At 62.2% G+C, this 25,135-nt stretch carries 24 protein-coding genes and 1 riboswitch; of the genes, 9 read left to right on the forward strand and 15 right to left on the reverse strand.

The annotated features are described in order from the left end of the window. Nucleotides 1-19 precede the first annotated feature (19 nt). The 7 genes from FFI94_RS05645 to FFI94_RS05675 are packed head-to-tail and all read left to right on the forward strand — an operon-like array spanning nt 20 to nt 6,270. Nucleotides 20-1,567 (forward strand): class I adenylate-forming enzyme family protein, encoded by a 1,548-nt coding sequence (locus FFI94_RS05645; protein WP_138872123.1) that lies wholly within the window; start codon nt 20-22, stop codon nt 1,565-1,567. Beyond that, entirely contained in the window at nt 1,557-2,405 is an 849-nt protein-coding gene (locus FFI94_RS05650; protein ID WP_260683862.1) for an enoyl-CoA hydratase/isomerase family protein, read from the forward strand. Before FFI94_RS05645 ends, FFI94_RS05650 begins: the two co-directional genes overlap by 11 nt. Then, on the forward strand, nt 2,402-3,205 hold the full coding sequence (locus FFI94_RS05655; RefSeq protein WP_138872125.1) for an SDR family NAD(P)-dependent oxidoreductase: 804 nt from the start codon (nt 2,402-2,404) through the stop codon (nt 3,203-3,205). Before FFI94_RS05650 ends, FFI94_RS05655 begins: the two co-directional genes overlap by 4 nt. A 46-nt stretch (nt 3,206-3,251) precedes the next feature. Then, on the forward strand, nt 3,252-3,611 hold the full coding sequence (locus FFI94_RS05660) for a muconolactone Delta-isomerase family protein (RefSeq protein WP_138872126.1): 360 nt from the start codon (nt 3,252-3,254) through the stop codon (nt 3,609-3,611). Beyond that, nucleotides 3,608-4,441, forward strand: coding sequence for an MBL fold metallo-hydrolase (locus FFI94_RS05665; RefSeq protein ID WP_138872127.1), 834 nt, complete (start codon nt 3,608-3,610; stop codon nt 4,439-4,441). Before FFI94_RS05660 ends, FFI94_RS05665 begins: the two co-directional genes overlap by 4 nt. Before the next feature lie 4 nt (nt 4,442-4,445). Then, complete coding sequence (locus tag FFI94_RS05670) at nt 4,446-5,510, forward strand: nuclear transport factor 2 family protein (RefSeq protein WP_185993130.1); 1,065 nt, start codon at nt 4,446-4,448, stop codon at nt 5,508-5,510. Beyond that, complete coding sequence (locus FFI94_RS05675) at nt 5,500-6,270, forward strand: enoyl-CoA hydratase/isomerase family protein (RefSeq protein WP_138872129.1); 771 nt, start codon at nt 5,500-5,502, stop codon at nt 6,268-6,270. The genes FFI94_RS05670 and FFI94_RS05675 overlap by 11 nt, the downstream gene beginning before the upstream one ends. A gap of 203 nt (nt 6,271-6,473) precedes the next feature. Here the strand turns inward: FFI94_RS05675 and FFI94_RS05680 are convergent, their stop codons facing one another. The 13 genes from FFI94_RS05680 to FFI94_RS05740 all read right to left on the reverse strand — a co-directional run bounded on the left by FFI94_RS05680 (nt 6,474) and on the right by FFI94_RS05740 (nt 20,347). Continuing rightward, complete coding sequence (locus tag FFI94_RS05680) at nt 6,474-7,511, reverse strand: polysaccharide deacetylase family protein (protein WP_260683863.1); 1,038 nt, start codon at nt 7,509-7,511, stop codon at nt 6,474-6,476. Next, nucleotides 7,495-8,307 (reverse strand): class I SAM-dependent methyltransferase, encoded by an 813-nt coding sequence (locus FFI94_RS05685; protein WP_260683865.1) that lies wholly within the window; start codon nt 8,305-8,307, stop codon nt 7,495-7,497. The genes FFI94_RS05680 and FFI94_RS05685 overlap by 17 nt, the downstream gene beginning before the upstream one ends. A gap of 207 nt (nt 8,308-8,514) precedes the next feature. Beyond that, nucleotides 8,515-9,699, reverse strand: coding sequence for a fumarylacetoacetase (fahA, locus tag FFI94_RS05690; protein ID WP_138873617.1), 1,185 nt, complete (start codon nt 9,697-9,699; stop codon nt 8,515-8,517). Between the two features lie 2 nt (nt 9,700-9,701). After that, nucleotides 9,702-10,562, reverse strand: a complete 861-nt coding sequence (locus FFI94_RS05695; RefSeq protein WP_138872130.1) for a GrpB family protein — start codon at nt 10,560-10,562, stop codon at nt 9,702-9,704. Then, nucleotides 10,559-11,758, reverse strand: a complete 1,200-nt coding sequence (locus tag FFI94_RS05700; protein ID WP_138872131.1) for a homogentisate 1,2-dioxygenase — start codon at nt 11,756-11,758, stop codon at nt 10,559-10,561. The genes FFI94_RS05695 and FFI94_RS05700 overlap by 4 nt, the downstream gene beginning before the upstream one ends. Before the next feature lie 111 nt (nt 11,759-11,869). Continuing rightward, nucleotides 11,870-12,421, reverse strand: coding sequence for a MarR family winged helix-turn-helix transcriptional regulator (locus FFI94_RS05705; RefSeq protein ID WP_138872132.1), 552 nt, complete (start codon nt 12,419-12,421; stop codon nt 11,870-11,872). A gap of 118 nt (nt 12,422-12,539) precedes the next feature. Continuing rightward, nucleotides 12,540-14,804, reverse strand: coding sequence for a 5-methyltetrahydropteroyltriglutamate--homocysteine S-methyltransferase (metE, locus tag FFI94_RS05710; RefSeq protein ID WP_138872133.1), 2,265 nt, complete (start codon nt 14,802-14,804; stop codon nt 12,540-12,542). A 134-nt stretch (nt 14,805-14,938) separates the two neighbouring features. Then, nucleotides 14,939-15,140: riboswitch (cobalamin riboswitch) on the reverse strand. A gap of 118 nt (nt 15,141-15,258) precedes the next feature. Next, a complete protein-coding gene (locus FFI94_RS05715) occupies nt 15,259-15,693 on the reverse strand; it encodes a helix-turn-helix domain-containing protein (protein ID WP_138872134.1) in 435 nt (144 codons plus the stop codon). 216 nt (nt 15,694-15,909) lie between these two features. Next, nucleotides 15,910-16,518 (reverse strand): response regulator transcription factor, encoded by a 609-nt coding sequence (locus tag FFI94_RS05720; RefSeq protein ID WP_138872135.1) that lies wholly within the window; start codon nt 16,516-16,518, stop codon nt 15,910-15,912. Then, the gene (locus FFI94_RS05725) at nt 16,515-17,639 is read right to left on the reverse strand and encodes a sensor histidine kinase (protein WP_138872136.1); all 1,125 of its coding nucleotides are present in this window, start codon (nt 17,637-17,639) and stop codon (nt 16,515-16,517) included. Before FFI94_RS05725 ends, FFI94_RS05720 begins: the two co-directional genes overlap by 4 nt. After that, nucleotides 17,640-18,413 carry an ABC transporter permease gene (locus FFI94_RS05730; protein WP_138872137.1) on the reverse strand — a complete coding sequence of 258 codons (774 nt, stop codon included), beginning with the start codon at nt 18,411-18,413 and terminating at the stop codon, nt 17,640-17,642. It lies immediately after the preceding gene. Continuing rightward, nucleotides 18,413-19,351, reverse strand: a complete 939-nt coding sequence (locus FFI94_RS05735; protein ID WP_138872138.1) for an ABC transporter ATP-binding protein — start codon at nt 19,349-19,351, stop codon at nt 18,413-18,415. The genes FFI94_RS05730 and FFI94_RS05735 overlap by 1 nt, the downstream gene beginning before the upstream one ends. Nucleotides 19,352-19,396: 45 nt before the next feature. After that, complete coding sequence (locus FFI94_RS05740; RefSeq protein WP_138872139.1) at nt 19,397-20,347, reverse strand: DMT family transporter; 951 nt, start codon at nt 20,345-20,347, stop codon at nt 19,397-19,399. A 68-nt stretch (nt 20,348-20,415) separates the two neighbouring features. Here FFI94_RS05740 and FFI94_RS05745 point away from each other — a divergent pair, with 68 nt between their 5' ends. Continuing rightward, nucleotides 20,416-20,961 carry a CGNR zinc finger domain-containing protein gene (locus tag FFI94_RS05745; protein WP_138872140.1) on the forward strand — a complete coding sequence of 182 codons (546 nt, stop codon included), beginning with the start codon at nt 20,416-20,418 and terminating at the stop codon, nt 20,959-20,961. Between the two features lie 113 nt (nt 20,962-21,074). Continuing rightward, nucleotides 21,075-22,373, forward strand: coding sequence for an NtaA/DmoA family FMN-dependent monooxygenase (locus tag FFI94_RS05750; protein WP_397495310.1), 1,299 nt, complete (start codon nt 21,075-21,077; stop codon nt 22,371-22,373). On the opposite strand, the gene FFI94_RS05755 is transcribed toward FFI94_RS05750, so the two are convergent. Next, entirely contained in the window at nt 22,370-23,335 is a 966-nt protein-coding gene (locus tag FFI94_RS05755) for a proline dehydrogenase family protein (protein ID WP_138872142.1), read from the reverse strand. The genes FFI94_RS05750 and FFI94_RS05755 overlap by 4 nt on opposite strands. Next, the gene (gene pruA, locus FFI94_RS05760; protein ID WP_138872143.1) at nt 23,335-24,996 is read right to left on the reverse strand and encodes an L-glutamate gamma-semialdehyde dehydrogenase; all 1,662 of its coding nucleotides are present in this window, start codon (nt 24,994-24,996) and stop codon (nt 23,335-23,337) included. Before pruA ends, FFI94_RS05755 begins: the two co-directional genes overlap by 1 nt. Nucleotides 24,997-25,135 lie beyond the last annotated feature (139 nt).

Genomic DNA, 25,135 nt, shown 5'->3' on the forward strand with positions numbered 1-25,135 from the left:
CTGACCAGAAGGACGACCAATGAAGCAATTTGTCGACAGTTTCTACGACGGCGTCGCCGAATTTCCCGAGCGGGTGTTCGCGATCGACCCGCAGGGGCGTGAATGGACTTACGCCGAAATCGCCTCGGTTGCAGACCGAGTCGCGACCGGAATCATGGCGGCCGGTGTCGCGCCTGGATCCCGTGTTGCGATCTTCAGCCCGAATCACGTGTACGGGCTGGCGGTCAACTACGGCATCGTGCGTGCCGGATGTGCTTGGGTAGCACTGAATTACCGTATGGGAGCCGCAGCAGTTCGCGAGACGCTTCACGACATCTCGGTCGCCGGCGTCTTCGCTCACACGTCACTGGAGGCAGAACTGGACGGCGTCGATGTCGGTCCGGTGGGCGTCGTCTTGCTGGACGGATCCGGGCTAGCGCACCCGGGACTGGAGGACTGGCTACCCGCGCAGCCTGCGCGCACGTTCCCCTCCAGTGCCCCAGAGGATCCCGCAGCGATCTTGCTGACGAGCGGCACGACCGGCAAACCCAAGGGAATTGTCGTTCCGCACCGTGCATTTGTGGCCATGCTCGAAGACTTCGACGAGATCTTCGATTACCCGGAGCCGCCGCGTCACCTCGTCGTCGCGCCGATCACACACGCGGCGGGCATCTACGCGGCCGCACTGCATCGTCATGGCGGAACCCACATTCTGATGGATCAAGCCGATCCCGGCGCCATTCTCGATGCGATCGAGCGGCACAAGATCACGACGCTCTTCCTTCCCCCGACACTCATCTACATGATGCTTGCCCACCCTGCCGCGCGAAGCCACGATTATTCGACGCTCCGCACCCTCATCTACGGTGCCTCGCCGATGTCCGCCGACAAAGTCCGTGAGGCCTGGGATGTATTCGGCCCCATCATGTTCCAGGGCTATGGGCAGAGCGAAGCACTCATGATCGCTTCGGTGCTCTCCGTTTCCGACCACGCACAAGCGCTTGCCGACCCGGCCCTCGCGCATCGGTTGGCGAGCGCAGGCCGACACGGTCCGAGTACTGCCGTCGCGATCATGGACGAGAGCGGTTCGCTGGTGCAGACGGGAGAGAAGGGCGAGATCGTCGTCCGCGGCGACATTGTCATGTCCGAGTATCTCGATCAGCCGGAAGCGACCGCAGAGGCCAAGGCGTTCGGCTGGCATCACACGGGCGATCTCGGGTATCTCGACGAGGACGGCTTCCTGTTCGTGGTCGACCGGAAGAAGGACATGATCATCACGGGCGGACTCAATGTCTTTCCAGGCGAGATCGAGCGAATTCTGTTGAGTCACCCCAAGGTACGTGATGTTGCGGTCGTCGGGGTACCTGACCCGAAATGGGGCGAAGCCGTTCACGCAGCAGTCGAACCGAAAGAATGTGGCTCCATCACCGAAGCTGACCTGATCGAGTACTGCCGTCCGCTGCTCGGCGGGGTCAAGACACCCAAATCCGTTGCCTTCGTGGAGACTTTGCCACGAAACGCGACCGGAAAGATTCTCAAGCGCGAAGTCCGCGCTCCATTCTGGGAAGGGCGAGACCGTGATATCTGAGCAAGAACCCGAAAGCGCTTCGAGAGAAATATCGCTGACTCGACGAGGTTCCGCACTGTGGGCGACCATCGAACGGCCCCACGCGATGAACAGCCTGACACTCGGTGTACTTCGCGGGATCGAGGAAGCCGTCGACGCCGTCGAGGAGTCTCCCGATCTGCGTGCACTCGTGATCGCAGGAAGTGGCCGTGCCTTCAGCGCAGGCGCAGACCTTACGGGAGTGCCCGACGTGACCTCCGCTGAGGGCGGCGCTGACGACTTCCGTAACTACCTGACGGAGGCGGGCAAGGCTTTCGCCCGGTTGGCCTCATGCCGACGACCAACCATCGCCGCCGTGCACGGTTATGCCCTCGCAGGGGGACTCGAACTCGCCCTCTCCTGTGACATCATCGTGGCCGCGGAGGGAGCCAAACTCGGTGACGGACATGCCAAGTACGGCCAGTTTCCGGCAGGCGGTGCTACAGCCCGCCTTCCCCTGCGGGTCGGGCATGCGTTTGCCAAATACATGATGTTCAGTGGGGCGGTGTTAGATGGCCGTGAGGCCGAGCGCCGAGGTCTGGCAGAGATCGTCACCGACGACGGCGACCTCGCTGCCACAGTCGACCGTCTCGTCGAATCCTTCTCCGCCGCGAGTCCGCTCGGACTGCAGCGAATGAAGGAACAACTCGAACCGACAGGCGTTCCGCTCGAAGATCACATCCGGGCCGAACTCGACGTAGCCGTCGAGTACGCCCGCTCGGCTGATCGAGACGAAGGGCTCGCAGCTTTCCTCGAAGGACGAACCCCCGCCTTCGGAAACAACGCATCGGTCAACGATGCCGAGAGGTCGCCCGCATGATTTCCACAACACATGAGTCGATTCTGTCCTTGACCGACCGCGTTGCCCTCGTCACGGGCGCGGGTCAGGGGGTGGGCCGCGAAGTTGCGCTGACGTTTGCGCGCAACGGTGCTAGAGCCGTCATCGTCAACGACTTCGACGAAGCACGTGCGGCCGCAGTTGCGCAGGAGGTCGAGTCTGCCGGGGCGCGTGCCGTCGTCATGGCAACCGACATCACCGACTACGACGCAGTCACCTCGGAACTCGAAGCGGCGGTTGGTGAACTCGGCGGGCTGGACATCCTGGTCAACAACGCCGGCAATGCCGGACCGCGTACCGCTGACGCAAGTTTCGACCCCTTCTGGAAAACCTCTCCGGACGACTGGAACGCCTGGCTGGGCACAAATCTGTTCGGGACCCTGAACGTGAGTCGCGCAGCGCTGCCCGCACTTCTCGAATCCGGGGCGGGCAGCATCGTCAACGTCATCTCCGACGCGGGCCGCGTCGGAGAACCCCATATGGCGGTGTACTCCGCGGCGAAAGCTGGGGTCGCCGGCTTCACCCGCGCGCTGGCAAAGGGGACCGGCAGGCTCGGGGTACGGGTCAATGCCGTCTCGCTCGGAAGCGTGCGAACGCCGGGCGTCGAGGCCATGATCGCTGACCCGCAGGCTGTCGAGTCGATGCTCAAGCAGTATGTCATCCGTCGCCTGGGTGAGCCTGCCGACGCCGCGAACATGATCCTGTTCCTGGCGTCCGGCGCCTCCAGTTGGATTACGGGGCAGACGTATCCGGTCAACGGTGGCTATTCGTTCTCGTCCTGACAAAAGTCGAGCCTGTCGAGGGTTCCGGTACGCCATACGAGGAAAGGTGAGTACGACTGTGCTGTACATGTTCGAAGCACGACTGAGTCAGGGGCAATTGTCCAACGAGGAATTCTATTCCCGCTGGCTGAGCGAAGCCGAGTACGCCGCGAGTCTCGTGGAGGCAGGTGTCATCAAATCTGCGTACAAGGTTCCCGGCGAACACCGGGTGGTCGTTATCGCCGACCTCGACTCACCGGAACGCATCGACGATGTGATCCACAGCCTGCCGCTGTTCAAAAACGGCCTGTGGCCGCAGGTCCAGCACACCTGGACTCCCTTGCGGCTGTACACCGACTGGACCGAGGATCTCAAGGCTCTCGCCTGCGGCCGGACCCCGATGCGAGCAAAGGACGCCGAGGAATGACGATAAACCGCATTCACCATCTCGACGGCTGCACAATGCGTCCGCGAGGATTGCCGGTGAACGGGCGCGGCATCTTGGTTGGGCACGTCCTCGCAGTGGAGTTGCGGGGCGGTGACGTAGTTCTCGTCGATTCCGGGATCGGACGAGCCGCGCGGCGCGAACCCCGACGAATGCTCGGTGCTGCATTCGTTCACGGGTTTCGGCCCGACCTGAGCGAGTCGGGATCGGTGTTCGCGCAGTTGGTCGACCTCGGGCTAGCCGACCACGTGCGACACATCGTGCTCACCCACCTGGATGTGGACCACGCCGGTGGGCTCTCGGATTTCCCCCGTGCGACCGTGCATGTGCATACGCGGGAATTGGCGGCAGGAAGCTCTGTGCGAGGGTGGAACGCTCGAATGCGCTACAGGACAGCCCTGTGGGGGCACGGACCTCGATTCCGATCGTTCAGCGACGGCGGAGACTCGTGGAACGGATTCGACGGGGCTCAGGTCCTGGAGGGTCTTACCGACGAGGTGGTGGCAATCCCCTTGCCAGGGCATACGCTAGGTCACGTCGCAGTAGCCGTGCGCTCTGGGGAGAACTGGCTGGTGCATGCGGGTGACTGTTACTTTCACGGCAGTTCGGTCGGACGCGACCGCAACGACGTCCGTTGGGGAGCTGAGCTTTTCGAGACAGTTATGGCCGTCGATCGCCGCAAGGTTGCCGCGAACCACGAACGACTTGCCGAACTCGTCGCCCGCACGGACCGGACGTTCGAGGTGTTCTCTGCGCACGATCCGTTCGAATTCGAAAAATGCCGTGCGCCAAACGGCGCGAACGAGAGGTAGGACGATGGAAAAGTCTGCAGCGCAGAATGATACGGAACGATCGGTCGAGTCCTTTGTTGCGTTGATCCGAGCCCAGGATGTCTCGGGAATCGTCAGCTGGTTCTCTCCGGAGGCGTCCCTCGTCGTCAACGGACGCAAACAGGATCGGATCCCGTTTGCCGGGGCTTACGAAGGCACCGATGCAGTCGGGCAGCTTCTTACACGTATCTTCGAAGCCGTCGAGATCCACGACCTACGTCCACAATTCACGCTGCGTGATGCGTCTGACGAGGTGGGTACGAAGATTGTCTGCTGTCTCAACCTGGTCGGTACGGTGCGGTCGACTGGAACGCAGTTCGACCTCGAAATATCGGCAATGGTGATGGTGAACGGTATGGGCGCAGTGGAGTCGGCGCGGGTGTTCTACGACACCGACATCACCCGCCGCGCCTTCGAAGAGAAATCTGACACCGTGTTACGAGACGAGAAGGGAAGTGGAATCAGCGAGGTCTCGCACGCGGTTTCGTACGACCCGAAACAGATCGTGCCCGAAATCTACAAGCTCATCTTCGAGGGAGTTCCCAAGGGCACCAAAGTAAGTTTCGGTGACTTGGCTCGCTCGACGGCCGAATTCGCTCGGCACAACGTCACCAAGCCGCCATCATTTTGGTGGCAATTGGTGAGAAATTTCAACGTGTGGGATCTTTCACGGCAGTCGGCGGCGCTTCGTCCGTACTACTCACCCGACCTGATTCACATGATCAAGGGTGGGGAGACCGAGGTCGAACTCTGTGGGACGTACCACGGACACCAAGGGCTCTCCGACTTCGCGCTGACACTGTTTTCGGACTTGGAGTACGAGGGAGTACCGCCGCAACTCGAGACCATAGCCGAAGGTAATCGATGCGCCGTCCACATGCCCGAAACATTCGTCAACAAGGCGACGGGTACACGGGCCGTGGTTCATATGCTCCACCTCTGGCGATTCGACGACGCCGGAAGGGTCGTCGAATTCAAGAGTTACAACGACACTTTCGAGATCGTCCACAGCTACGGATTAGCGTCGGCCGGAGGACACTATGACGGTTGAAGTGACATACGACCACAGAACTGCCTGGGTTACGTTCTCAAACAAAGGGTCACTCAATTCACTTGACCTCGGTACCGTGAGTGACCTTGCCGACGCGTTCGAACGACTCGCGAATCGGTCCGACATTGATGTCGTAGTACTACGAGCAGAAGACCCTGGGTTTTGTTCGGGTGGCGACCTCAGATTTGTCGCTGACTATCTGGACGACTTGGACGCGGCAGTGGACCGGTTCCTGGATCGCAGCGATGCCCTTGTGAAGTCGCTTCTCACAATGCCCCAGATAACGGTCTCTGTGGTCGATGGGGCGGCTGCCGGAGCTGGAATGTCGCTGGCCGCAGCGGCTGACTTCAGTATCTGCTCCGACCGCAGTACCTTTCACCCGTCCTATGCACGCCTCGGTGTCCCTCCGGACCTGGGTGGATCGGTGACACTGACCCGTCGACTCGGTCCACACCGAGCACTGAACCTTCTCCTCCTGCAAGCGCGTCTTGATGCGCAGACAGCGCTGGTATGGGGTCTCGTCGACGTTGTTGTGACCGATGGTGAGCTGTCGGATAAATTGTCCGAGAGTCTCCTTCGGATCCTTAACCTCGAATCTGCTGCACTCCGCGCCACGAAGAGCATGGTTCTCGCGAACACGGAAACCCGAACCCTCGAAGCGGCTCTCGGTATCGAGAGGCATCATCTGAAGGCTGCCATGTCGACGCCTTCCTATCTAGACAAGATCAGGGCGTTCACTGCTGATGCTGCGCACTCGTGAGGGCTACCCATCGACAAACTTCCCAGCTACCAGGTGGCACACTGCACCATCATGTCGACTGATCCTTGTGTAGCCCTCCTGCGCCCGAAAACTGTTGCACCAGTTCGAGGGAAGCCACCTGCTGTTGGTGATCGAGTAGTCGTGAGGCCGTTCGAAGCCGGGTACCTCGTATCGACCGCGCCCGGCTTCGAACCCTCGCGTAACTAGAGCAGCTGTCCTCGGAGAAGTCCGTGGTCTTCGCGGAGCCAACGGGTGAACTGGTCGCCGTCCATCTCGGTCGCCTGTACCCGCGGTAAGGCGTGGGGGTCGTCGCTGGCGATGGCCGGCATGGGCACGCTGTTGCACGCGACTTCTACACCGAGTTCACGCACCGCCGCGAGTGAACTGTCGTCGAAGCGGCCGTACGGGTACGAAAACCGAGTGACACGACTCCCGGACAACTCTTCGATCTTGCGGTGCCCCGCGCTGATCTGCGCGTGCTGCCGCTCGGCCGGAAGGTCTGTCAACGAAACGTGGTCGAGCGTGTGACTGCCGAGAGTGATCAGCGGGTGATCGGCGAGCCGCGAAAACTGTTCCGCATCAACGGCGACTCGCGACGTGGGCGGCGTCGACGTCCGGCCCGCCCAGGACAGCACATAGTCGATCGCGTCGTCCTGCTCGGTTGGTTCCAACACGACGATCGCGTCCCACAACGCGCGAAACAACGCCTGACGCGAGGTGCTGATCTCGCCACTGTCGGCGCGCCAGCGCGCATTCGCCTCGATGTCGCCGGGTTGTTCATTCACGCTGAAGGCACGTTGACCGTCACCGAATGGAAAATCCAGTCGATCCGGTAGCGGTTCACCACTCATCAGAGCCCGTTGCAATCCGTCCCACCAGAATTCGCGGGTGCGACCGACGGCGTTTCCGATAACGAAGATGGTTGCGGGAATCTCGTAGCGTTCCAGCACCGGCAGCGCGACGACAAGATTGTCGACGTAACCGTCGTCGAACGTCACGGCCAACTGTGCACCGGTCCGGCTGTAGGCATCGTCGCCGGCGAAGGCTGCGAGGTCGACAACGGCACGCGCCTGCGCGAGTACGGCCATCTGGTCGTCGAACGCGCGAGCGGACACACAGATCGCCCAGGGGTCGTAGGTCTCCTCGCTGATGCAGTGGTACATCAGGATTCCGCCGCGTCGTCGGTGTCTGCGAGCGCGTTGGCGAAGTGCTCGGGCCAGGGCGTCACGCCGCGACATCATCGCCCTTGCGTGCCGCGACCGTGACGATGACGGGGTACTCGGGGTCGAATACGTTCAGTTCCTGCCTCTTGAGCTCACGGTCGGCCATGCCGTGCAGGAATGCGGTGGCCGAGAGCACATTCCCGAACGCCCGCACGTCGACGCCGTCGCGTGGGAATGGACCGCTGAACAGTCGATTCACGGCCAATTCCGTGAACGACCAGTACCAGGTCGAGTTCCACACCGGGTCGGCGATCTGACTGATGCCGGGTACGGTGCACAGCACCACGCCGCCGGGCTTGAGAATGCGGTGGAGCGTCTGAACTGCGGCGTTCGTGTCGAAGATCATCTGCAGCGTCTGCGTCAGGATGATGCAGTCGTAGGTGTTGCTCGGTACGTTCGGTGCATCGGTGAGATCGGCAACGTAGGTCGCGTCTTCCACGTCGGCGACGTGCAGCATGTCGGAGCGGGTGACACCCCGGCCGAATGCCTGGGTGTACGTCCGCTCGCCGATCTCCAGCACGGATCCGGTGATCAAGTGCGCGTGGGTATCCAGGAAGTTCTCGATGTAAAAGCGGTCGATCGGCCGCCCACGCTCGAAACCGTATTCGCGGCAGATCGGCTCGATCCGTCGGAGGTCGCCGAAACGTACCTTGCCGACACGCGGCTTCTGCCGCCGATCATTGAGCACTCGGAGCACACGGCGGTAGTTGTCCTCGCCCAGAACCGTGCGGGCCAGTGAAGTCCTACTGCGCTGGAGAAGCGTCATCGTCAATCCGTTCTCGGTATCGGCCAATGGAGTAGGTACAGCCGGCACTGCGGTCGTCCGTGACCTGTGAACCAGCTGTGTACTCCCTGTGAGTTAGGCGAACCTTACCTAAGGTGGGCGTACCGGTTTTCACGGGGTCCTACTGGAATCTCGAACGGGCGAATTCCACCGGAATGACGAAAACGCCGCACAGGTGATCCCGCTGAAGAAAGCGGGATCACCTGTACGGCGTCGGGTCGGGCTATGTCGTTGTGCTTATCGATCTGCTTGCGTGGCCGGAAGGATGCGTGCGCTGACCTCGCCGAACCCGATGCGTGAACCCCCGGTACCGGGTGCGGTGGCCGAGATGGAGATGACGTCGCCGTCTTCGAGGAAGGTGCGGGTCTCGTCGCCGACAGCGACTGGTTCTGCGCCGCCCCAGGTCAATTCGATGAAGGCGCCACGCTCGTTCTTTTCGGGGCCGGAAATTGTTCCGGACGCAAAGAGATCGCCGGTGCTCGCCACTGCCCCGTTGATGGTGGTGTGAGCCAGCATCTGTGCCGGGGACCAGTACATCTGAGCGTACGGGGGACGGGATACGACGTGCCCGTTCCATTCGACGGCCAGATCGATGTCGAGTCCCCACTTTTCCTCGCCGCGGAGGTAAGGGAGGGGCTCGGGATCCTGAACGGGAGTGTCGATGCGGGCAGCTTCGAGGGCGAGCAGCGGAACGACCCACGGGGAGATGGACGTGGCAAAGCTCTTGCCCAGGTTGGGGCCAAGCGGCACGTATTCCCACGCCTGGATGTCGCGGGCGGACCAGTCGTTCACGACAACAGCGCCGAAGACGTGGTTGGCAAATTCGTCAGGTGTGATGGAATCGCCCATCTTCGAGGGGGTTCCGACGATGAAGCCCATCTCGGCCTCGATGTCGAGGCGGCGCGACGGTCCGAAGTCCGGGTTCGCCTGGTCAGGGCTCTTGCGCTGGCCGCAGGGGCGAATGATGTCGGTGCCGGACACGATGACGGTGCTCGAACGCCCGTGGTAACCCACCGGCAGGTGCTTCCAGTTGGGCATCAGGGGAGCAGAATCCGGGCGGAAGAGACGCCCGAGGTTGGTCGCATGATTCTCCGACGCGTAGAAGTCGACGTAGTCGGCCACAGCGATCGGCAGGTGCATCTCCACGGAATCAACGGAAAAGACTGCATCGGAAGGGATTTCCCCGGAGATAAGTTCGGTGATCTGGTTGCGCACGGATACCCAGCGATCGCGGCCCTGGGCCATGAACGCATTCAACGTCGGTTCCGCGAAGACGGAATCACTCAGCGTTACTGCGAGATCGATGACGGAGTCGCCCACTCGCACGCCGACGCGAGGAGCACCGCCCGCGGTGGAGAACACGCCGTACGGCAGATTGTCGAGTCCGAAGAGAGAGTCGGCGGGAATGTTGATGGTCGTCATGGTCATGCGAGTGTTCCTTCTGTCTTCTCGGACCGGTGAATCAGTCCCAGGTCTTCGAGTTCGGTCAGTGGATCCGAGATGCTGCAGGTGCCGAACGAGAGGAAGCGTCGACGCACATCCTCGTCATCGAGTTCGGACACACTGCGTGCGAGAGCATCTCCATCCCGCTGTGCCAGTGCGGCAACAACATCGGAGCGATCTGCGCCGGTCGCCGCGGCACCGACAGCCGACATGATGTTGAGGAAGCCGTGCTGCTCGAAACCCGTCTCGGGATCCGTATTACGTACAGCGTGATGCAGCCCAGCGGTGGCCTTGAACGGAATGCCAGCGCGGACAACGGAAATGATGGCATCGGCGAGTTCGTTCTCGTCGGGGTATGCCTCGGCTTGAACGCCACCGGTGCGGAACTTCGCGCTGTAGCCGGCCTTTTCGAGCGCGGCGATGTAGTCGTCGCGTCGGCTGTCTCGGGGTACCTCGACAAAGATGTCGATGTCGGGATACGCGGTGTGAAGGCGGGCCAGCTCGTCGAAAGCGTGATCAGCCGCTACGTCGGCGGGCGTTCCGACCTCCACGGCGGCGACGTCGACGCCCGGGATGGCCAAAGCCTTCGCCACGGCTGCCGCGGTGGCGTCCGGACCGGCAGGAACTGTGAGGCTCAGTGTCACAGGCTGATCGGCGCAGACGTGAGCGGAGAGTTCGTCCAATCGCGGCGCGGGGAAGACGAACGGGCCGACCAGTGCGGAGTAGCCCGCTTCGAGGTACGACTGATGCGATGGAACTGCTTCGGCGAGAGGAGCATTGCCGGGCGGGAACAGGGCAGCGTCGTCGCACAGACCGCGCAGCAGTGGGGAGATGACGGTCATTGCTGCGGCCCCCGTCCAGCCCAACTCCAAGCGTAGTTGTCGTCTTCGCAGGCCAACGCGCCTTCGCCGAGTTCGAGCGGCCGGAACGTGTCGACCATGACCGCCAGTTCGTCGAAGAACTCTGCACCGATGCTGCGTTCGTATGCTCCTGGCTGCGGGCCGTGTGCGTGTCCGCCGGGGTGAACCGAGATGGAACCCTGGCCGATGCCGGAGCCCTTGCGTGCCTCGTAGTCGCCGCCGCAGTAGAACATGATCTCGTCGGAGTCGACGTTGGAGTGGTAGTACGGCACCGGGATCGACAGTGGGTGGTAGTCGACCTTGCGTGGCACGAAGTTACAGATCACGAAGTTGTTGCCCTCGAACGCCTGATGCGCCGGCGGCGGCTGGTGCACGCGGCCGGTGATGGGCTCGTAGTCGGAAATATTGAACGTGTACGGGTACAGGCAGCCGTCCCAACCGACCACGTCGAACGGATGCGTCGGGTAGACCATGCGGGTTCCGACGATGCCGGCAGATGTGCGGTGCTTGACCAAGACCTCCACATCGGTACCTTCGGCGATCAGGGGAGTGGTGGGCCCATGCAGGTCGCGTTCGCAGAACGGTGCGTTCTCGAGCAACTGACCGAACCGTGAGAGGTATCGCTTGGGGGGAACGATGTGGCTGTTCGCCTCGATGGCGTACGCGCGGAGCGGCTTGTCGCCCTTGGGGATCCAGCGATGTGTCGTGGACATCGGGATGAGGACGTAGTCGCCTTCACGGGCTTCGAGTGCGCCGAATACCGTTTCCACGGTAGCTTCGCCGGATTCGATGTAGACCATCTCGTCGCCGATTGCGTTGCGGTACAGGGGAGATGCCGCGCCGGCGATGACATAGGACAGGCGAACGTCGGCATTGCCGAGGATCAGGCGCCGCCCGGTCACCACGTCTGTTTCGGCCCAGATGCTCTCCGGGAACAAGTCGTGCAGCTTCAAATGGCGCGGTTTGAGCGGGTGATTGGGGGTGGTGCTCTGGTCGCGCAGTTCCCAGACCGTTGCGTCGACGATCGCCGACGGAATCTCGCGGTGGTAGAGGAGTGACGAGTCGGAGGAGAATCCTTCCTCGCCCATCAACTCCTCGTAGTAGAGGTTGCCTGCTTCGTCACGGTGCTGAGTGTGACGCTTCGGGGGGACATTGCCGAGTTGTCGGTAAAACGCCATGTCCGGCCTCCTTCTGTGCTGTTTCCGTCTGACTCACATTGACCAGATAGTAAACACATTAACTAAAATGAGGTGACAGGTGCAACCCTTCGTCGGGTATCTGTTGTGTTGTTAGTTCCGGCCGCGCACGTCGAACTGGCTGCGATTGCTGATCAGTTTGTCCAGGAGCATGACAAGAATTCGCTGTTCTGCCTCGCTGAGGACGCTGACCCAGGCGTGTTCGCGTTCGTTTTGCTCGCGAAACGCCTCGACCATTTCTTCTCGCCCCTTCTCGGTCAGATAGAGCTGCACCGAGCGGCCGTCGTTCGCGGTAGGACGGCGATCGATCAGGCCGTCGGCGAGCAGTGTCTTGGATAGGTTCGATACGGCCGCCCGGCTCATTCCGGTGAGCTCAGCCGCGGCTTTCGGCTCGATCGGCCCGGCTAGCCAGGTGACGAACATCAGGCGAAAAGATGACCACGACCAGCCGCGTGGCCGGTGGATCGAGGACTCGAGATCGTAGGTGACCACGTTGGATGCGCGGTTGAGTGTCAGGAGAACCTCGGTGGCGAGATGGTGGCGAAAGCCGTGCTCGTCGGACAGTCGTTTGTTCGCCAACTCGATGAACGACCAAAAGTTGAGTTCTCCGGCGGTTCCCTGAGTTTCTTCTGCTGCGGCTTCCATGGCGTCACTCTAGCGCGAGAAGTCGGTCTGTTAGTACATGATTTGACTAAAATGGCACACCCCGGTGCGTCTTTCTGGTAGTGCGCACTACCAGAAAGACGCACCGGGGGCACAGCCCCTACAGTTCCGCTCGTACCAGCTTTGCTGCCTCGACGAGGTTGCGCAACGACGCCTCGACCTCGACCGGGCCACGCGTCTTCAAGCCGCAGTCCGGGTTGACCCACAGCCGTTCCACCGGGACCACCGTGAGTGCTTCGCGTAGAGAATCCGCTATCTCGTCGACGCCAGGCACGCGAGGCGAGTGGATGTCGTACACGCCCGGGCCGACGCCCAGGTCGAATCCGACGGCGCTGAGGTCATCGAGAACCTCCATGTGTGAGCGGGCGGCTTCGATCGAGGTGACATCGGCATCCAGGCCTGCGATCGCGCCGATCACGGCACCGAACTCCGAATAGCAGAGATGGGTATGGATCGCCGTGGAATCCGCGACGCCCGACGTTGCCAGTCGGAACGACCCGACCGACCAGTCCAGGTACGCCGGTTGGTCGGCCGCACGCAGCGGAAGAAGCTCGCGCAGAGCGGGCTCGTCGACCTGGATGATGCCGATGCCGGCGGCCTGCAGGTCGAGCGTCTCGTCCCGGATCGCCAGAGCAACCTGATTGGCGGAGTCGGCAAGTGGCTGATCGTCACGCACGAACGACCACGCCAGAATCGTGACCGGTCCCGTGAGCATCCCCTTGACCGGCTTGTCGGTCAGGGACTGCGCGTAGGTGATCCAGTCGACGGTCATCTGCTTCGGGCGCGAGACGTCGCCGTAGAGGATCGGCGGGCGCACGCAGCGCGTTCCGTACGACTGAACCCAGCCGTGTGCGGTCGCGAAGAACCCGTCGAGTTGCTCGGCGAAGTACTGGACCATGTCGTTGCGCTCGGGCTCGCCGTGTACGAGCACATCCAGGTCCAGCTTTTCCTGCAGCGCAACCACATCTGCGATCTCGGCGCGCATGCGGGAGATGTATTCGTCTGTGTCGATCTCGCCCTTGCGCAGTGCCGCGCGTGCCACCCGGATCTTGGACGTCTGCGGATACGAACCGATCGTGGTGGTCGGAAGTGGAGGGAGCGAGAGCAATTCGGCCTGAGCCTTGCGACGTTCCGCTGCCGGGGCTCGGTTGGTCGCCGAATTCAGCACGGCGTCAAGGCGTCCGCGCAGGGTCGCGTCGTTGAGACGTTTGTCGTCCCGGCGAGTCGACGCGGCGGCGCGGGCCAGACCGAATTCGTCTTCGACGGATTCACGCCCGTGATTCAGGGCGGTAGCAAGTGTGACCACCTCCTGTACCTTTTCGGAGCCGAAAGCGAGCCAGGAGCGCAGCGCCTTGTCCAGATCCGGTTCTTGGGAGAGTGAGTACGGAACGTGTAGGAGCGAGCACGACGTCGAGACGGCAAGCGTGTCGACGCTGCCGAGCAGAGCGCCCAGCGTGGACAGTGCCGAATCCAGGTCGGTTCGCCAGATGTTGCGGCCGTCGACAACTCCGGCGACAACAAGTTTCCGGGCGAGTTCGGGGACGGAACCTATCGAATCATGTCCTGCGACAAGGTCGATCGCCACACCGTCGACGCCAGTGGACGCCAGGGCCGGAAGTGCGTCGCCCAACGATCCGAAGTACGACGCCAGCAGGATTGCCGGTCGATTCGGCAGCGACGAGAGCTGTTCGTAGACAGAGCGTGCGGCTTCGATCTCCTCGGCGGTGCGGTCACCGACGAGCGCGGGCTCGTCGATCTGGACCCAGGTGGCCCCGGCGTCGGCGAGCTTGCCGAGAAGGTCGCCGTACAGCGGAATCAGTTCGCCCACTCGGGGCAGCAGCGGCTCGTCGTTTCCGACTGCCTTCGAGAGCAGCAGGAACGTGACGGGTCCGATGACAACGGGGCGAGCGGGGATTCCGTCGGCGAGGGCTTCCGCCAGTTCGCCGAGCACCTTCGAGGCATCGAGTGAGAACGTCGTGGACAGTGAGATCTCGGGGACCAGGTAGTGGTAATTGGTGTCGAACCACTTGGTCATCTCGAGCGGGGCGATGGTGTCGGTGCCGCGTGCGGCCGCAAAATAGCGGTCCAACGGATCGGTGACGGACGCGACCCGTTCCGGCAACGCTCCGAGAAGCACTGCCGTGTCGAGCATCTGGTCGTAGAAAGAAAAGGTGTTGACCGGGACGGAGTCGAGGCCCTGGTCACGGAGGTCGGCCAAGCCCTGCCGACGGAGGTCACGGGCTACTCGCTCCAAGGCGTCGGCGTCGATACGCCCCGCCCAGTAGCTTTCGATTGCCCGCTTGAGTTCGCGATGAGGACCGATGCGCGGAGAGCCCAGCACGGTCGCGGTGAATGTAGTTGTCACGGAGTTTCTCCAGATTGCCAATGCACTGATGGCCACTGCCGGCAGACGGGTACACCTCATGAGGCCGCATCAAACGTGCGACCACTTCTCGAGATCTACGCGCCCATTCCACGAGGCGGTGGACCGTCGGGCACGGCGTGCCCGACACAGTCGGCAGGTCTTCGGACTCGCGGGCTCTCGATCGTGGTGATCGAACCTACTGGCCGTCGCTTCCCAGACAAGATGCCCAGTGCATGTAGACGGCGGTCGTTCCTGCTTACCGCTGCGGGACAGTCCCGGATTTTCACCGGGTTCCCTCTCACTCCGTCAGCCTGAGCTGACGGGGCTTCGACGCCAGGAACGGTCTTCGGGGCTCCTCATGACCGCGCCGGGCGAACCAGCTGTATCGCCCAGCATAGGGCCACGAGCGTCGGAGCAGGAAAAGGAGTGCCTGTCTGCCTTGTGCCGACGTGGGCTAGGCGCGCCACGAGTACGAGTTGGAGTCGGGAGGTACGCGGGGAAGATTCTCCGATGATCGGAGATTTTCTGCCATTTCGACAAGCAGAGCCTGTGAGGCTGGGGACAGGTCGACAACCCGAGACGTGAGATTGCGTAGGCGATCGTTGTGAAGCTGGGCGAGCAGCAGGTGGTCGGAATCGCCGCTCGCGAGAAATGGCACCTCTTGGTCGGGGTTGAAAAAATAGTCCGGAGTCACTTCGAAGAATCGTGCGAGGGCGGCGACAACTTCGGGTGACGGGTTGGTCCGGACGCCTGTGCGGAGTTGTGACAAGTAGGGAGTCGAGATGCGGCAACCGTCTTCGGTCATGCTGCGCACGACCATGGCGTTGGTGACGTGATTGGGGGCGGACTCGAACAGCGCATTCAATCGTTGGCTGAATCTCTGCGCCATGAGCCTTCCCCCTGTGTTGTTCACTCCACGATCTAATAGCTGGAAGGTAGCCAATAACGGGTCGGCGGCGCGCCAGCTGGCCCCACGTCACCTTTCTGTGGAACCAGGTAACAGGATACGTGAATATTTGGGTTCGAACTGCAGGTGGGACGGGGATGAAGAGACATTGCGACGGAATTGCCGGATACGGGACTCGATGTGAGGACCCTGTTCTTCTCACAACCAACCGTTGGCTTCGGCGATTCGAGCGGATTCTCCGCGCGTTGCACCACCGGTCTTCCCCATCGCGGACGACAGGTGATTGCGAACGGTGCCGGCCGAGAGGAAGAGTTCGGCCGCGATAGCTGCGACCGGTGCGCCGGCCTTCGCGGCGCGCAATACTTCGGTTTCGCGATCGGTCAGCGGAGATTCGCCGGTGACGAGGCTGTCTGCCGCCAGCGTGGGATCTACGACGCGTAATCCGGCGTGGACGCGTCGTACCGCGTCGGCGAGTTGCCGTGCCGGGGTGTCCTTGACGACAAAGCCTGTGGCTCCCGCATGCATCGCCTTACGGAGAAACCCTGGCCGCCCGAAGGTCGTCACGATGAGTACCCGTGTCTGGGGGAGCGCTTCCAACAACGCCGACGTGGCTGCAATCCCGTCCAGTCCCGGCATCTCCACGTCCAGTAGTGCAACATCGGGGCGGTGTTCGATCGCTGCCGCGACAACCTCGTCGCCTCGGCCGACTTCTGCGACCACGTTCAGATCGGTTTCGAGATCGAGGAGTGCGGCAAGGGCGCCGCGGACCAACGCCTGGTCGTCGGCAAGTAGTAGCCGGATGCTCACGTGTTCTCCTGTTCGTGGACCTGTAGTGAAAAACCTTCTTGCGCGGCGGCGTTGATGGTCAGACGGGCTCCCGCTGCGGCGGCGCGTTCCCGCAGTCCGGTCAACCCATTGCCGATCGTCGTGTTCTCGCCGCAGATGCCGTCATCGGAGATTTCCACACTCTTCTCATCGATGGTGATGGTGCATTGTGTTGCGGCGCTGTGACGTACGACGTTGGTGACACCTTCGCGGACGGTCCACGCAAACAACTCCCGCAAATGGCGTGGGACCATTTCGGTGCTGTTCGGGGACCGATCTTCGATGCCGGCGGCACGCAGAGCCTCCCGGGCGCGGGCGATCTCGACAGGAAGTGAGATAGTTCGAAATCCGTCCACTGCAGAGCGCACATCGGCTAACGCGTCTCGGGAAAGTCGTTCGAGATCGTCGAGTTCACTGCGAGCTCGCTCGATGTCGACGTCCAGCAATCGGTTGGCCAGTTCGGCTTTGACAGTGATGACGGTGAGCGAGTGTCCGAGGATGTCATGGAGATCTCGCGCCATGCGTGCGCGTTCCTCCGTGACGGCCCGCTGTTCCTGTTCTTCTCGTTCGTGGACCATTGCAATATTGCGTCTGACGAGGGACATGACGCCCCACGTGGCAAACGCGGCGGCGCACACCCCGAGTGACAGGCCGGAATAGTTTCCCCATCCGGCGCTGACGCTGACGATTTCCACGGAAGCCGCAAAAGCCAGGGTGAGAATGCCGCCGGCCACGGTCGGGAGGAGTGTCACGGCAGTGACGGCGAGGTAGGGGGCAGTTGCGAGACCGGTCGGCCCGACGCTGATGACGATCACAGCCGCGAGTGCGGTCAGACCGGCCAACGTGAGTACCGCGCGGCGAACTGTCGGTTCCGCGCTGAGCGTGAGACGGCGCTGCTGTACTCGGGCAAAGGTATAGAAGTAGAGGGCACTGAACGTGAGCGTCGCGAGAACCCCTACCCAGCCACGTAATTCGCCGCGAAGGTTCCATCCTTCGATGAGTGGGCCACCGAGAAAAACCATCCACACGGCGGCAAACAGAATGCCGAAGCGATTCCGTCGCGGCACCGCGACGGAATCGCTCGGGCGAGTGGTCTCCGACAACTACACACGCTCCGTATCTCGTTGGAACCGCCAGATCGCTCCGGTAGCGAAGACGGCGAACCACACCACAATATTGACGATCCACGTCCAATGGATGCTATTGCCGGTCAGCGGCGCGTGCGCCAGCGCGTTGATGCCGAACATCGGAGTGAATTGGGCGATGGTCGCCCACACCGAACCGTCCTGGAGCGGTACGAAGAGACCGCCGCCGAACGCAAGCAGTGCGAGCCCGGGGCCGAGCAGTTGCATGACATTCTCACTCGGCAGCAGGTATCCCATGAACAAGCCGAAGGCAGCGAAGATCGACGATCCGAGCCAGGCGATCAATGCCGTTGTGAACCAGAGTGATCCGTCCATCTGGGCGGAGGTGAACGAGCCGACGATGTAGACGACGAGGATCGACGCGAGACCGAGCAGCATGGCCATGATCAGCTTGACGGCAATGTAGGCGACCGGTGTCAGCGGTGTCAGCCGAAGTTGCCTGCTCCATCCGGATGCTCGCTCGATCGACACCATCGCACCGCCACTGGTGGTGGCGAGCATGGCGCCGTACAACGCCATGCTGATCATGATGTACGCCGCGACGTTGCCGTGTCCGATGTCGTGAGCGTCGTCGTTTTGTCCCAACCCGAAGACCAGGTAGAAGACCACCGGCATGACCAGTGTGAAGAGCATCGTGCGCCGATTGCGGGTCAGGCGACGCAGTTCCAAACGCAGCAAGGTCGTGTTGAATCCGCCCAGTGGTACGACGGTTCGTTCGGCCGAAGTGGTCATCACTTGTGTCCTTCCGGCTTGTTCGACGTGAGTGCGATGAATGCGTCTTCGAGTCCGCGCGAGACGATTTCGAGATCGCGCGCCGCCGTGTTGTTCAGGAGAAACCGAGCGACGGCATCGGTGTTGCCCGAGTGCACCGTCAAAGCCTCGCCGCGCAGTTCGACGGCATCCGAGTGCGGTATCGCACGCAGAAGTTCGTCGGTCATGCCGGGAACTCTCGCGTGCAGGGTTCGCCCGGACGCCATTGCCTTGACCTCGGCGGTGGTTCCGTCGGCCACGATTGTTCCTTGCCGGACCAGAATGATGCGGTCGGCGTACACATCCGCTTCTTCGAGATAGTGCGTCGCAAAAAGCACGGTGCGTCCTTGGTCCGCATCGGCTCGGATGGCTGACCAGAAGTCCCGGCGCCCTTCGACATCCATGCCGGTTGTCGGTTCGTCGAGGATGAGAAGTTGTGGATCCGACAGGAGGGCCATCGCAAATCTCAGGCGCTGCTGCTGTCCGCCGGAGCACTTGCTGACGAGTCGGTCCGAGATGTCGAGGATTCCGGCGCGGCGCAGGACTTCGTCGACGGGGCGAGGACGGACGTAGAGACTCGCTGTCAGTTGCACGGTCTCGGTAACGGTCAGTTCTTTGAGAAGTCCGCCGGTCTGCATGACCGCTGAGACAAGCCCGCGGGCTATCGCTGCGCGCGGCGCCATCCCGAAAACGCTCACGTCACCCGACGTCGGCTGCGACAGGCCGAGAATCATGTCGATCGTTGTTGTCTTGCCGGCGCCGTTCGGGCCGAGAAACGCAACTATTTCACCGGGCCGGATGCCCACGTCGATGCCGTTGACGGCACCCACGTCGCCGAAGCGCTTGTGAAGTCCGGTCAGTCGAATGGCGTCGTGTGCTCGTCCGTCAACGGGTGGATATAGTGCCTGTGCTGAGGTCATACCTAGAATCTGCCGCTTTCCGGCAGGCGAACCCTCGTCGATCCGTCATTCTTCTGCCATGACATTTGTCATTGGTTGGGTAGTTACAGGTTGAGTAGGTGTCGTTTGGCCGAGGCGTGCAAGTACCAGACCGGCGATGATCGCTGCGCCGCCGACGCCTTGGATGACGGTGATGGACTCTCCGACCAGGATCCAGGCTGCGATCACGGCGCACAGCACTTCGGTGAGAGCTACGAGAGACCCGATTGTCGGTCCCAGCAACGTGATCGCGGCGATGCCGGTGAGATAGGCGATGACGGTGCTGACGACAACCAGAACCACTACCGGCAGCCATACTCCCGCCGAGTGATCTGCAACGACGACGTTCGACGACGAGAATGCAAGGGGGAGTAGGCCGATCAGCCCGAGTAATCCGATGAGTACTGCGCTGACTGTCAGTCCGGACGCCGCAAGCACAACCGGATGCAGATCGCCGTCGGCGCGTTCGGAAATGACGAAATACACTGCGAGGCAGGCAGCTGCGGCCAGACCCCACGCAATGCCGATGGCACTGATCTCTGCCGAACCGAAAACGTCGATGACGACGGCCGCACCAACCAGGGCGATTGCCGCGCCCAGCAGTGTCTGCACGCTCGGCCGTGCACCCTTGGTAATCCACACCCATCCGATGACGATGATCGGGGCCAGGTATTCGAGAAGAAGTGCCACGCCGACCGAAAGATGTTGCACCGCATTGAAGAAGCACAACTGCACACCGGAGATCGCGAACACTCCGTAGAGCAGTACGGTTCGCGTGTGGGCCGTCACCTGCCGCATGCGACGCCACTGGGTGCCGAGTGCGATCACCATCATCACGAGTGCTCCGCCCGCGACGCGCGCGAACACCGCACCGCCCGGAGACCAGCCGGATTCGATGAGAGATTTTGCAAAGGGGCCGGAGACGCCGAAGGTCGCAGCGGACAGCAGAGCGAAGATCAAGCCGTTGCGAGAGTTCACGTCGTCACCCGTCAGGAGTAAAACCGATTACGATGATGACACTAGGTCGACACTGCTCAGGAGTCAAAGTGAATTTTGCTGATGACACGGAATCGGCGCTCGTCTTCGCTGCGTCGTTGGTGAACACCGCTCGGGGAGGCGCGGAACTTCTGCCTGATCAGGAAGAACTGACTCGATTTCTCGATGCGGACAAGTGGACCGGACGACGTGACGGCACACAGAGTGAACTGGAGGCGGTGCGGACGCTGCGTCCACGCCTGCGAAAGTTCTGGGAAGTGACCGAGGTAGACGACGCCGTCGTGCTGGTGAACACGCTGCTGGGCGAATCGGGAGCGCAGCCGAGACTCGCCCGGCACGACGAACTCGGCTGGCACTTACACGTCACGGCGGACGACGCGCCCCTCGTCAACAGGATGGCCGCGGAAGCAGCGATGGGTGTGCTCGATCTGATCCGAACCGGGGAATTCTCGCGCCTGCAGTGGTGTGCTGCTCCGGATTGTGACGCGGTGTTCGTCGATCTGTCGCGTAACCGCTCGAAGCGATACTGCGACACCGGAAACTGCGGGAACAGGGCGCACGTCGCCGCCTACCGTGCCCGTAAATCCGGGGTGTGACCGAGCAGTGTTCGGAGGGTTAGGACCAGGCTGAGTGAATATCTTGCCGGGAGCCAGGATCGGTCTAGCGTTGTGAATTCGGAACAGATTTCGCGAAGCCAGGAGGAATGTCGGTGGCCGATCGTAGGCGTCCGCTCAAGACGGTGACCGGTGTCAGTGGGGCGGCGAGTATCTACGACGCCGCAATCGATCCGACGACTTCGACGGTCGCGTCCGCAATCGAAGTCGCAAAGACGGCCGAGGCGAACAAGATCGATGGACTGTTTGCCGCGGACCTGTTGAGCTTCGGCGCGCAGGGTGCGATCGGCGCGCAGGAACCGCTGATCTTTCTTGCCGCGCTGAGTGCGGTCACCACGCATGTTGGGCTCATCGCGACCGTCACGACGACATTTCACCACCCGTTCAACCTGGCGCGGTTGTTCGGCACCCTCGACCACGTCAGCAATGGCAGAGCTGCGTGGAATGCCGTTACTTCCTCACTCGGAGAAGAGAACTACAACGACCTGGAACTGCCGAGTCCGGAAGAGCGGTACGCCCGAGCGGCCGAATCGCTCGAGGTCGTCAACGCGCTGTTCGACAGCTGGAAGCCCGGCGCCCTGGTTCAGGGAGAGAGCTCTGCTGTGCTCGATCCGTCGCGAGTGGTCCCCATCGAGCACCGCGGCAAGTACTTCACCGTGAAAGGGCCGTTGAACATCCCCTCCCTGCCGCAGCGTCGTCCGGTTCAATTCCAGGCCGGCCAGTCTGCCGGAGGTATCGAACTGGGTGCTCGCTTCGCGGAGGTCGTCTTCACCTCGCTCGCAACCTTCGAGGACGCGGTCACCTATACGAAGACGATCCGCGCCAGGGCGGCAGAGTTGGGACGTGGGGACGAACTGCCGCTGATTTTCAGCTCGTTCCACGCAACGTACGGCGCCACCGAAGCCGAAGTCGCCCGATTGGTCAGAGAGGCTGAGGAATCGACGGACTTCGACGCCGGACGCACGCGGCTTGCCGACATGTTCGGCGGCGGTGTGGATTTCTCGGAATTGCCGCTGGACCGGCCGATCCCGGACTCGTTGATCCCGGACCCGTCGTCGGTGAATCGGCGACGGGGCCGGGTCGAGATCTTCGGCAAGCTCGCCGCGCAAGGAAAGACGCTGCGTGAGTTGATCATCGCGTCCAAGGACACCGGCCACTGGGCAGCGGCAGGCACCCCGGAGCAGCTCGCGGACGCGATCGCGCAGCGATACGACGCGGGCGTTCTCGACGTCATCACGCTCGGTGACCTTGCCGATCCGCGTACGCGCGATTTCGTCACGAACGGACTGCTGCCGGAACTACGCAAGCGCGGAATCGTGGGAACCGATTACGTCGGCGGTACCTTCCGTGAGAACCTCGAGTTACCGCCGCTGCCACCGGTTTCCGGCGCCTAGTTGTTGGAGGCGAGTGAGCGCATGAAGAACATGAGGTTGGCCGGTCGTTCCGCGAGGCGACGCATGAAGTAGCCGTACCACTGGCTACCGTAGGGAACGTAGACGCGCAGGTGATTGCCTTCGGCTACCAATCTGCGTTGTTCGCCGTCGCGGATGCCGTAGAGCATCTGGAACTCGAAATCCTCGGGTGTCCGCTCGGTCCTTGCCGCGAGCGAGAGTGCGGCGTCGATCATCGCGGGGTCATGGGAGGCGACCATCGGGTATCCGTCACCCTCCATCAAGACCTTCAGGCAACGCAGGTACGACGCGTCGACTTCGGCGGGCTTTTGAAATGCGACGCCGGCCGGCTCTTTGTATGCGCCCTTGCACAGGCGAATTCGCGAGCCCGGTCCGGAGAACTCGCGACAATCGGCTTCCGTGCGGTGCAGATAGGCCTGCAGAACGGTACCGAGCATCGGGAAGTCACGGCGCAACTCTTTCACGATGGACAGTGTCGAGTCGGTGGTGGTGTGATCCTCCGCGTCGACGTTGACCCATGCTCCCACTTCTTCTGCTGCTGTGATGATCCGGTGTGCGTTCGCCAGCGCGATCTTCTCACCGTCACCGGGGAGTGACTGCCCCAGCGCGGAGAGTTTGAGTGAGACCTCGAAGGGGTGTTGCGCCCCAGCAGTTTCGGAAAACGTTGCATAGGTACGGAGAAGAGAGAGATAGGCGTCGACGGTAGCGGTTGCCTGAGCTGGATCGGTGGTGTCCTCGCCGAGGTAGTCGACCGTCGCGAACCGGCCACTGGTGAGGATGTCACGTACGGCGGAGACCGCGGCGGGCTCCGCGTTGCCGGCGACAAATCTGTCTACCAGCTTGCGGGTCAAGGCTATCCCGGAGATCGTCTTCTCCAGTCGCGGCGAGCGCGCCGCAGCCAGTAGTACTGGGCGCAGCGGGTTGCTCAGGGACACGGCACTCATCAACGGTTCTCGCTTTCGGCTGGATCGACGTCCTGGTGGGGGTAGTGATGATCGGTCGGGGGAACGAAGGTCTCCTTGACGGTTCGCGTCGAGGTCCAACGGAGAAGGTTCTGCGGTGAACCGGCCTTGTCGTTTGTGCCAGAGGCTCGCGCACCTCCGAAGGGTTGTTGTCCGACTACCGCTCCAGTCGGCTTGTCGTTGACGTAGAAGTTTCCGGCGGCGAACCGCAGACCGTGATGAGCTTGATCGACGGCTGCACGGTCGGTGGCGATCACGGCGCCGGTCAGGGCGTAGGCGGATCCGCTGTCGATACGAGCAAGAGTGTCGGCGTATGCATTCGGTGCGGAGTCGTCGTAGACGTGCACCGAGAGAATGGGGCCGAAGTATTCGGTGCTGAACGCCTCGTCGCTGGGGTCGTCACCGAGCAGGACGGTCGGCGAGATGAAGAATCCTTCGCGGTCGTCGTAGTCGCCGCCCGCCGCGATGGTAAGGCTGCTGGTCGACTTGGCGCGGACGATAGCGGCGGCGTTGCGGTCGAACGATCGCTGGTCGATGACGGCGCCGCCGAAGTTCGTCAGGTCGGTGACGTCGCCGTATTTCAGTGACGACACCGTGTCGATGAACGTGTCGCCCATCTTGGCCCACACCGACTTCGGGACGAATGCGCGTGATGCGGCCGAGCATTTCTGACCCTGATAGTCGAAGGCCCCGCGGATCAACGCCGTCGTGAGCACATCAGGGTCTGCGGAACTGTGTGCGAGCACAAAATCCTTGCCACCCGTCTCGCCGACGAGACGCGGATACGTCCGGTAGTTCGAGATGTTGGCTCCGACTTCACGCCACAAGCGCTGGAACGTTCCGGTCGATCCGGTGAAGTGGATGCCCGCCAGGAGGGGGTCGGCAAGCGCGACCTCGGACACCAAGGGTCCGTCGCCGAGAACAAGATTGATCACCCCGGGCGGAAGGCCGGCGGCTTCGAGTAGTTGCATCGTCAGGTACGCCGCGACGGCCTGCGTCGGCGACGGCTTCCAGATCACGGTGTTGCCCATCAGCGCCGGTGCGGTGGGTAGATTTCCCGCGATGGCGGTGAAATTGAAGGGCGTGATCGCGTAGACAAAACCTTCCAGCGGCCGATATTCGACGCGATTCCACACTCCCGGAGCGGAAACGGGCTGGTCGGCCAGTATCTGACGTGCGAACGCGACGTTGAAGCGCCAGAAGTCGACGAGTTCGCAAGGAGCGTCGATCTCGGCCTGATATGCGGTCTTGGACTGACCGAGCATTGTTGCGGCGGCGATGGTTTCGCGCCACGGTCCGGAGAGCAGGTCGGCGGCTCGCAAGAAGACTGCAGCGCGGTCGTCGAACGAGAGGTCGCGCCAGGCGGGGGCCGCGAGGGTGGCGGCTTCGATTGCGTCGCAGACGTCCGAGTGCGTTGCGGCCGCGAACGATCCGATGACCGAACTGTGACGGTGTGGTTGAACTACGTTCTCCCGCTTGCCCTCCGCGGTTCGGTGGACGCCGCCGATAACCTGTCGGATGTCGGTGGGCGTCTCAGCCAGATCGGTCAGTTTGGTTCGTAGGCGCGATCTTTCCGGGCTTCCCGGCGCGTAATTGTTGACCGGTTCATTAGTGGGGTGGGGGACATTGGTGACGGCGTCCATAACGATCCTTCGGCAGACTCAGGAGTGGGCAGTTGTCGTGTTGTTCACTAGTCAAGTCGAAAGCTCGCGGCGAGTAATCCGCTGAGCGGCCAAATATCTGCCGCCGCGTTTGTCCGATCGGCTGAACCGTTTTCGCAGG

Source organism: Rhodococcus sp. KBS0724, assembly GCF_005938745.2.
Lineage (GTDB): Bacteria > Actinomycetota > Actinomycetes > Mycobacteriales > Mycobacteriaceae > Rhodococcus_F.

What these genes read in the sequence shown, in the direction of transcription:
- FFI94_RS05645 (WP_138872123.1), top strand. Translation starts at nt 20, where the DNA reads ATGAAGCAATTTGTCGACAGTTTCTACGACGGCGTCGCCGAATTTCCC.
- FFI94_RS05655 (WP_138872125.1), top strand. Translation starts at nt 2,402, where the DNA reads ATGATTTCCACAACACATGAGTCGATTCTGTCCTTGACCGACCGCGTT.
- FFI94_RS05665 (WP_138872127.1), top strand. Translation starts at nt 3,608, where the DNA reads ATGACGATAAACCGCATTCACCATCTCGACGGCTGCACAATGCGTCCG.
- FFI94_RS05670 (WP_185993130.1), top strand. Translation starts at nt 4,446, where the DNA reads ATGGAAAAGTCTGCAGCGCAGAATGATACGGAACGATCGGTCGAGTCC.
- FFI94_RS05675 (WP_138872129.1), top strand. Translation starts at nt 5,500, where the DNA reads ATGACGGTTGAAGTGACATACGACCACAGAACTGCCTGGGTTACGTTC.
- FFI94_RS05680 (WP_260683863.1), bottom strand. Translation starts at nt 7,511, where the DNA reads ATGATGTCGCGGCGTGACGCCCTGGCCCGAGCACTTCGCCAACGCGCT.
- fahA (WP_138873617.1), bottom strand. Translation starts at nt 9,699, where the DNA reads ATGACGACCATCAACATTCCCGCCGACTCTCTCTTCGGACTCGACAAT.
- FFI94_RS05695 (WP_138872130.1), bottom strand. Translation starts at nt 10,562, where the DNA reads ATGACCGTCATCTCCCCACTGCTGCGCGGTCTGTGCGACGACGCTGCC.
- FFI94_RS05700 (WP_138872131.1), bottom strand. Translation starts at nt 11,758, where the DNA reads ATGGCGTTTTACCGACAACTCGGCAATGTCCCCCCGAAGCGTCACACT.
- FFI94_RS05705 (WP_138872132.1), bottom strand. Translation starts at nt 12,421, where the DNA reads ATGGAAGCCGCAGCAGAAGAAACTCAGGGAACCGCCGGAGAACTCAAC.
- FFI94_RS05715 (WP_138872134.1), bottom strand. Translation starts at nt 15,693, where the DNA reads ATGGCGCAGAGATTCAGCCAACGATTGAATGCGCTGTTCGAGTCCGCC.
- FFI94_RS05730 (WP_138872137.1), bottom strand. Translation starts at nt 18,413, where the DNA reads ATGACCACTTCGGCCGAACGAACCGTCGTACCACTGGGCGGATTCAAC.
- FFI94_RS05735 (WP_138872138.1), bottom strand. Translation starts at nt 19,351, where the DNA reads ATGACCTCAGCACAGGCACTATATCCACCCGTTGACGGACGAGCACAC.
- FFI94_RS05755 (WP_138872142.1), bottom strand. Translation starts at nt 23,335, where the DNA reads ATGAGTGCCGTGTCCCTGAGCAACCCGCTGCGCCCAGTACTACTGGCT.
- pruA (WP_138872143.1), bottom strand. Translation starts at nt 24,996, where the DNA reads ATGGACGCCGTCACCAATGTCCCCCACCCCACTAATGAACCGGTCAAC.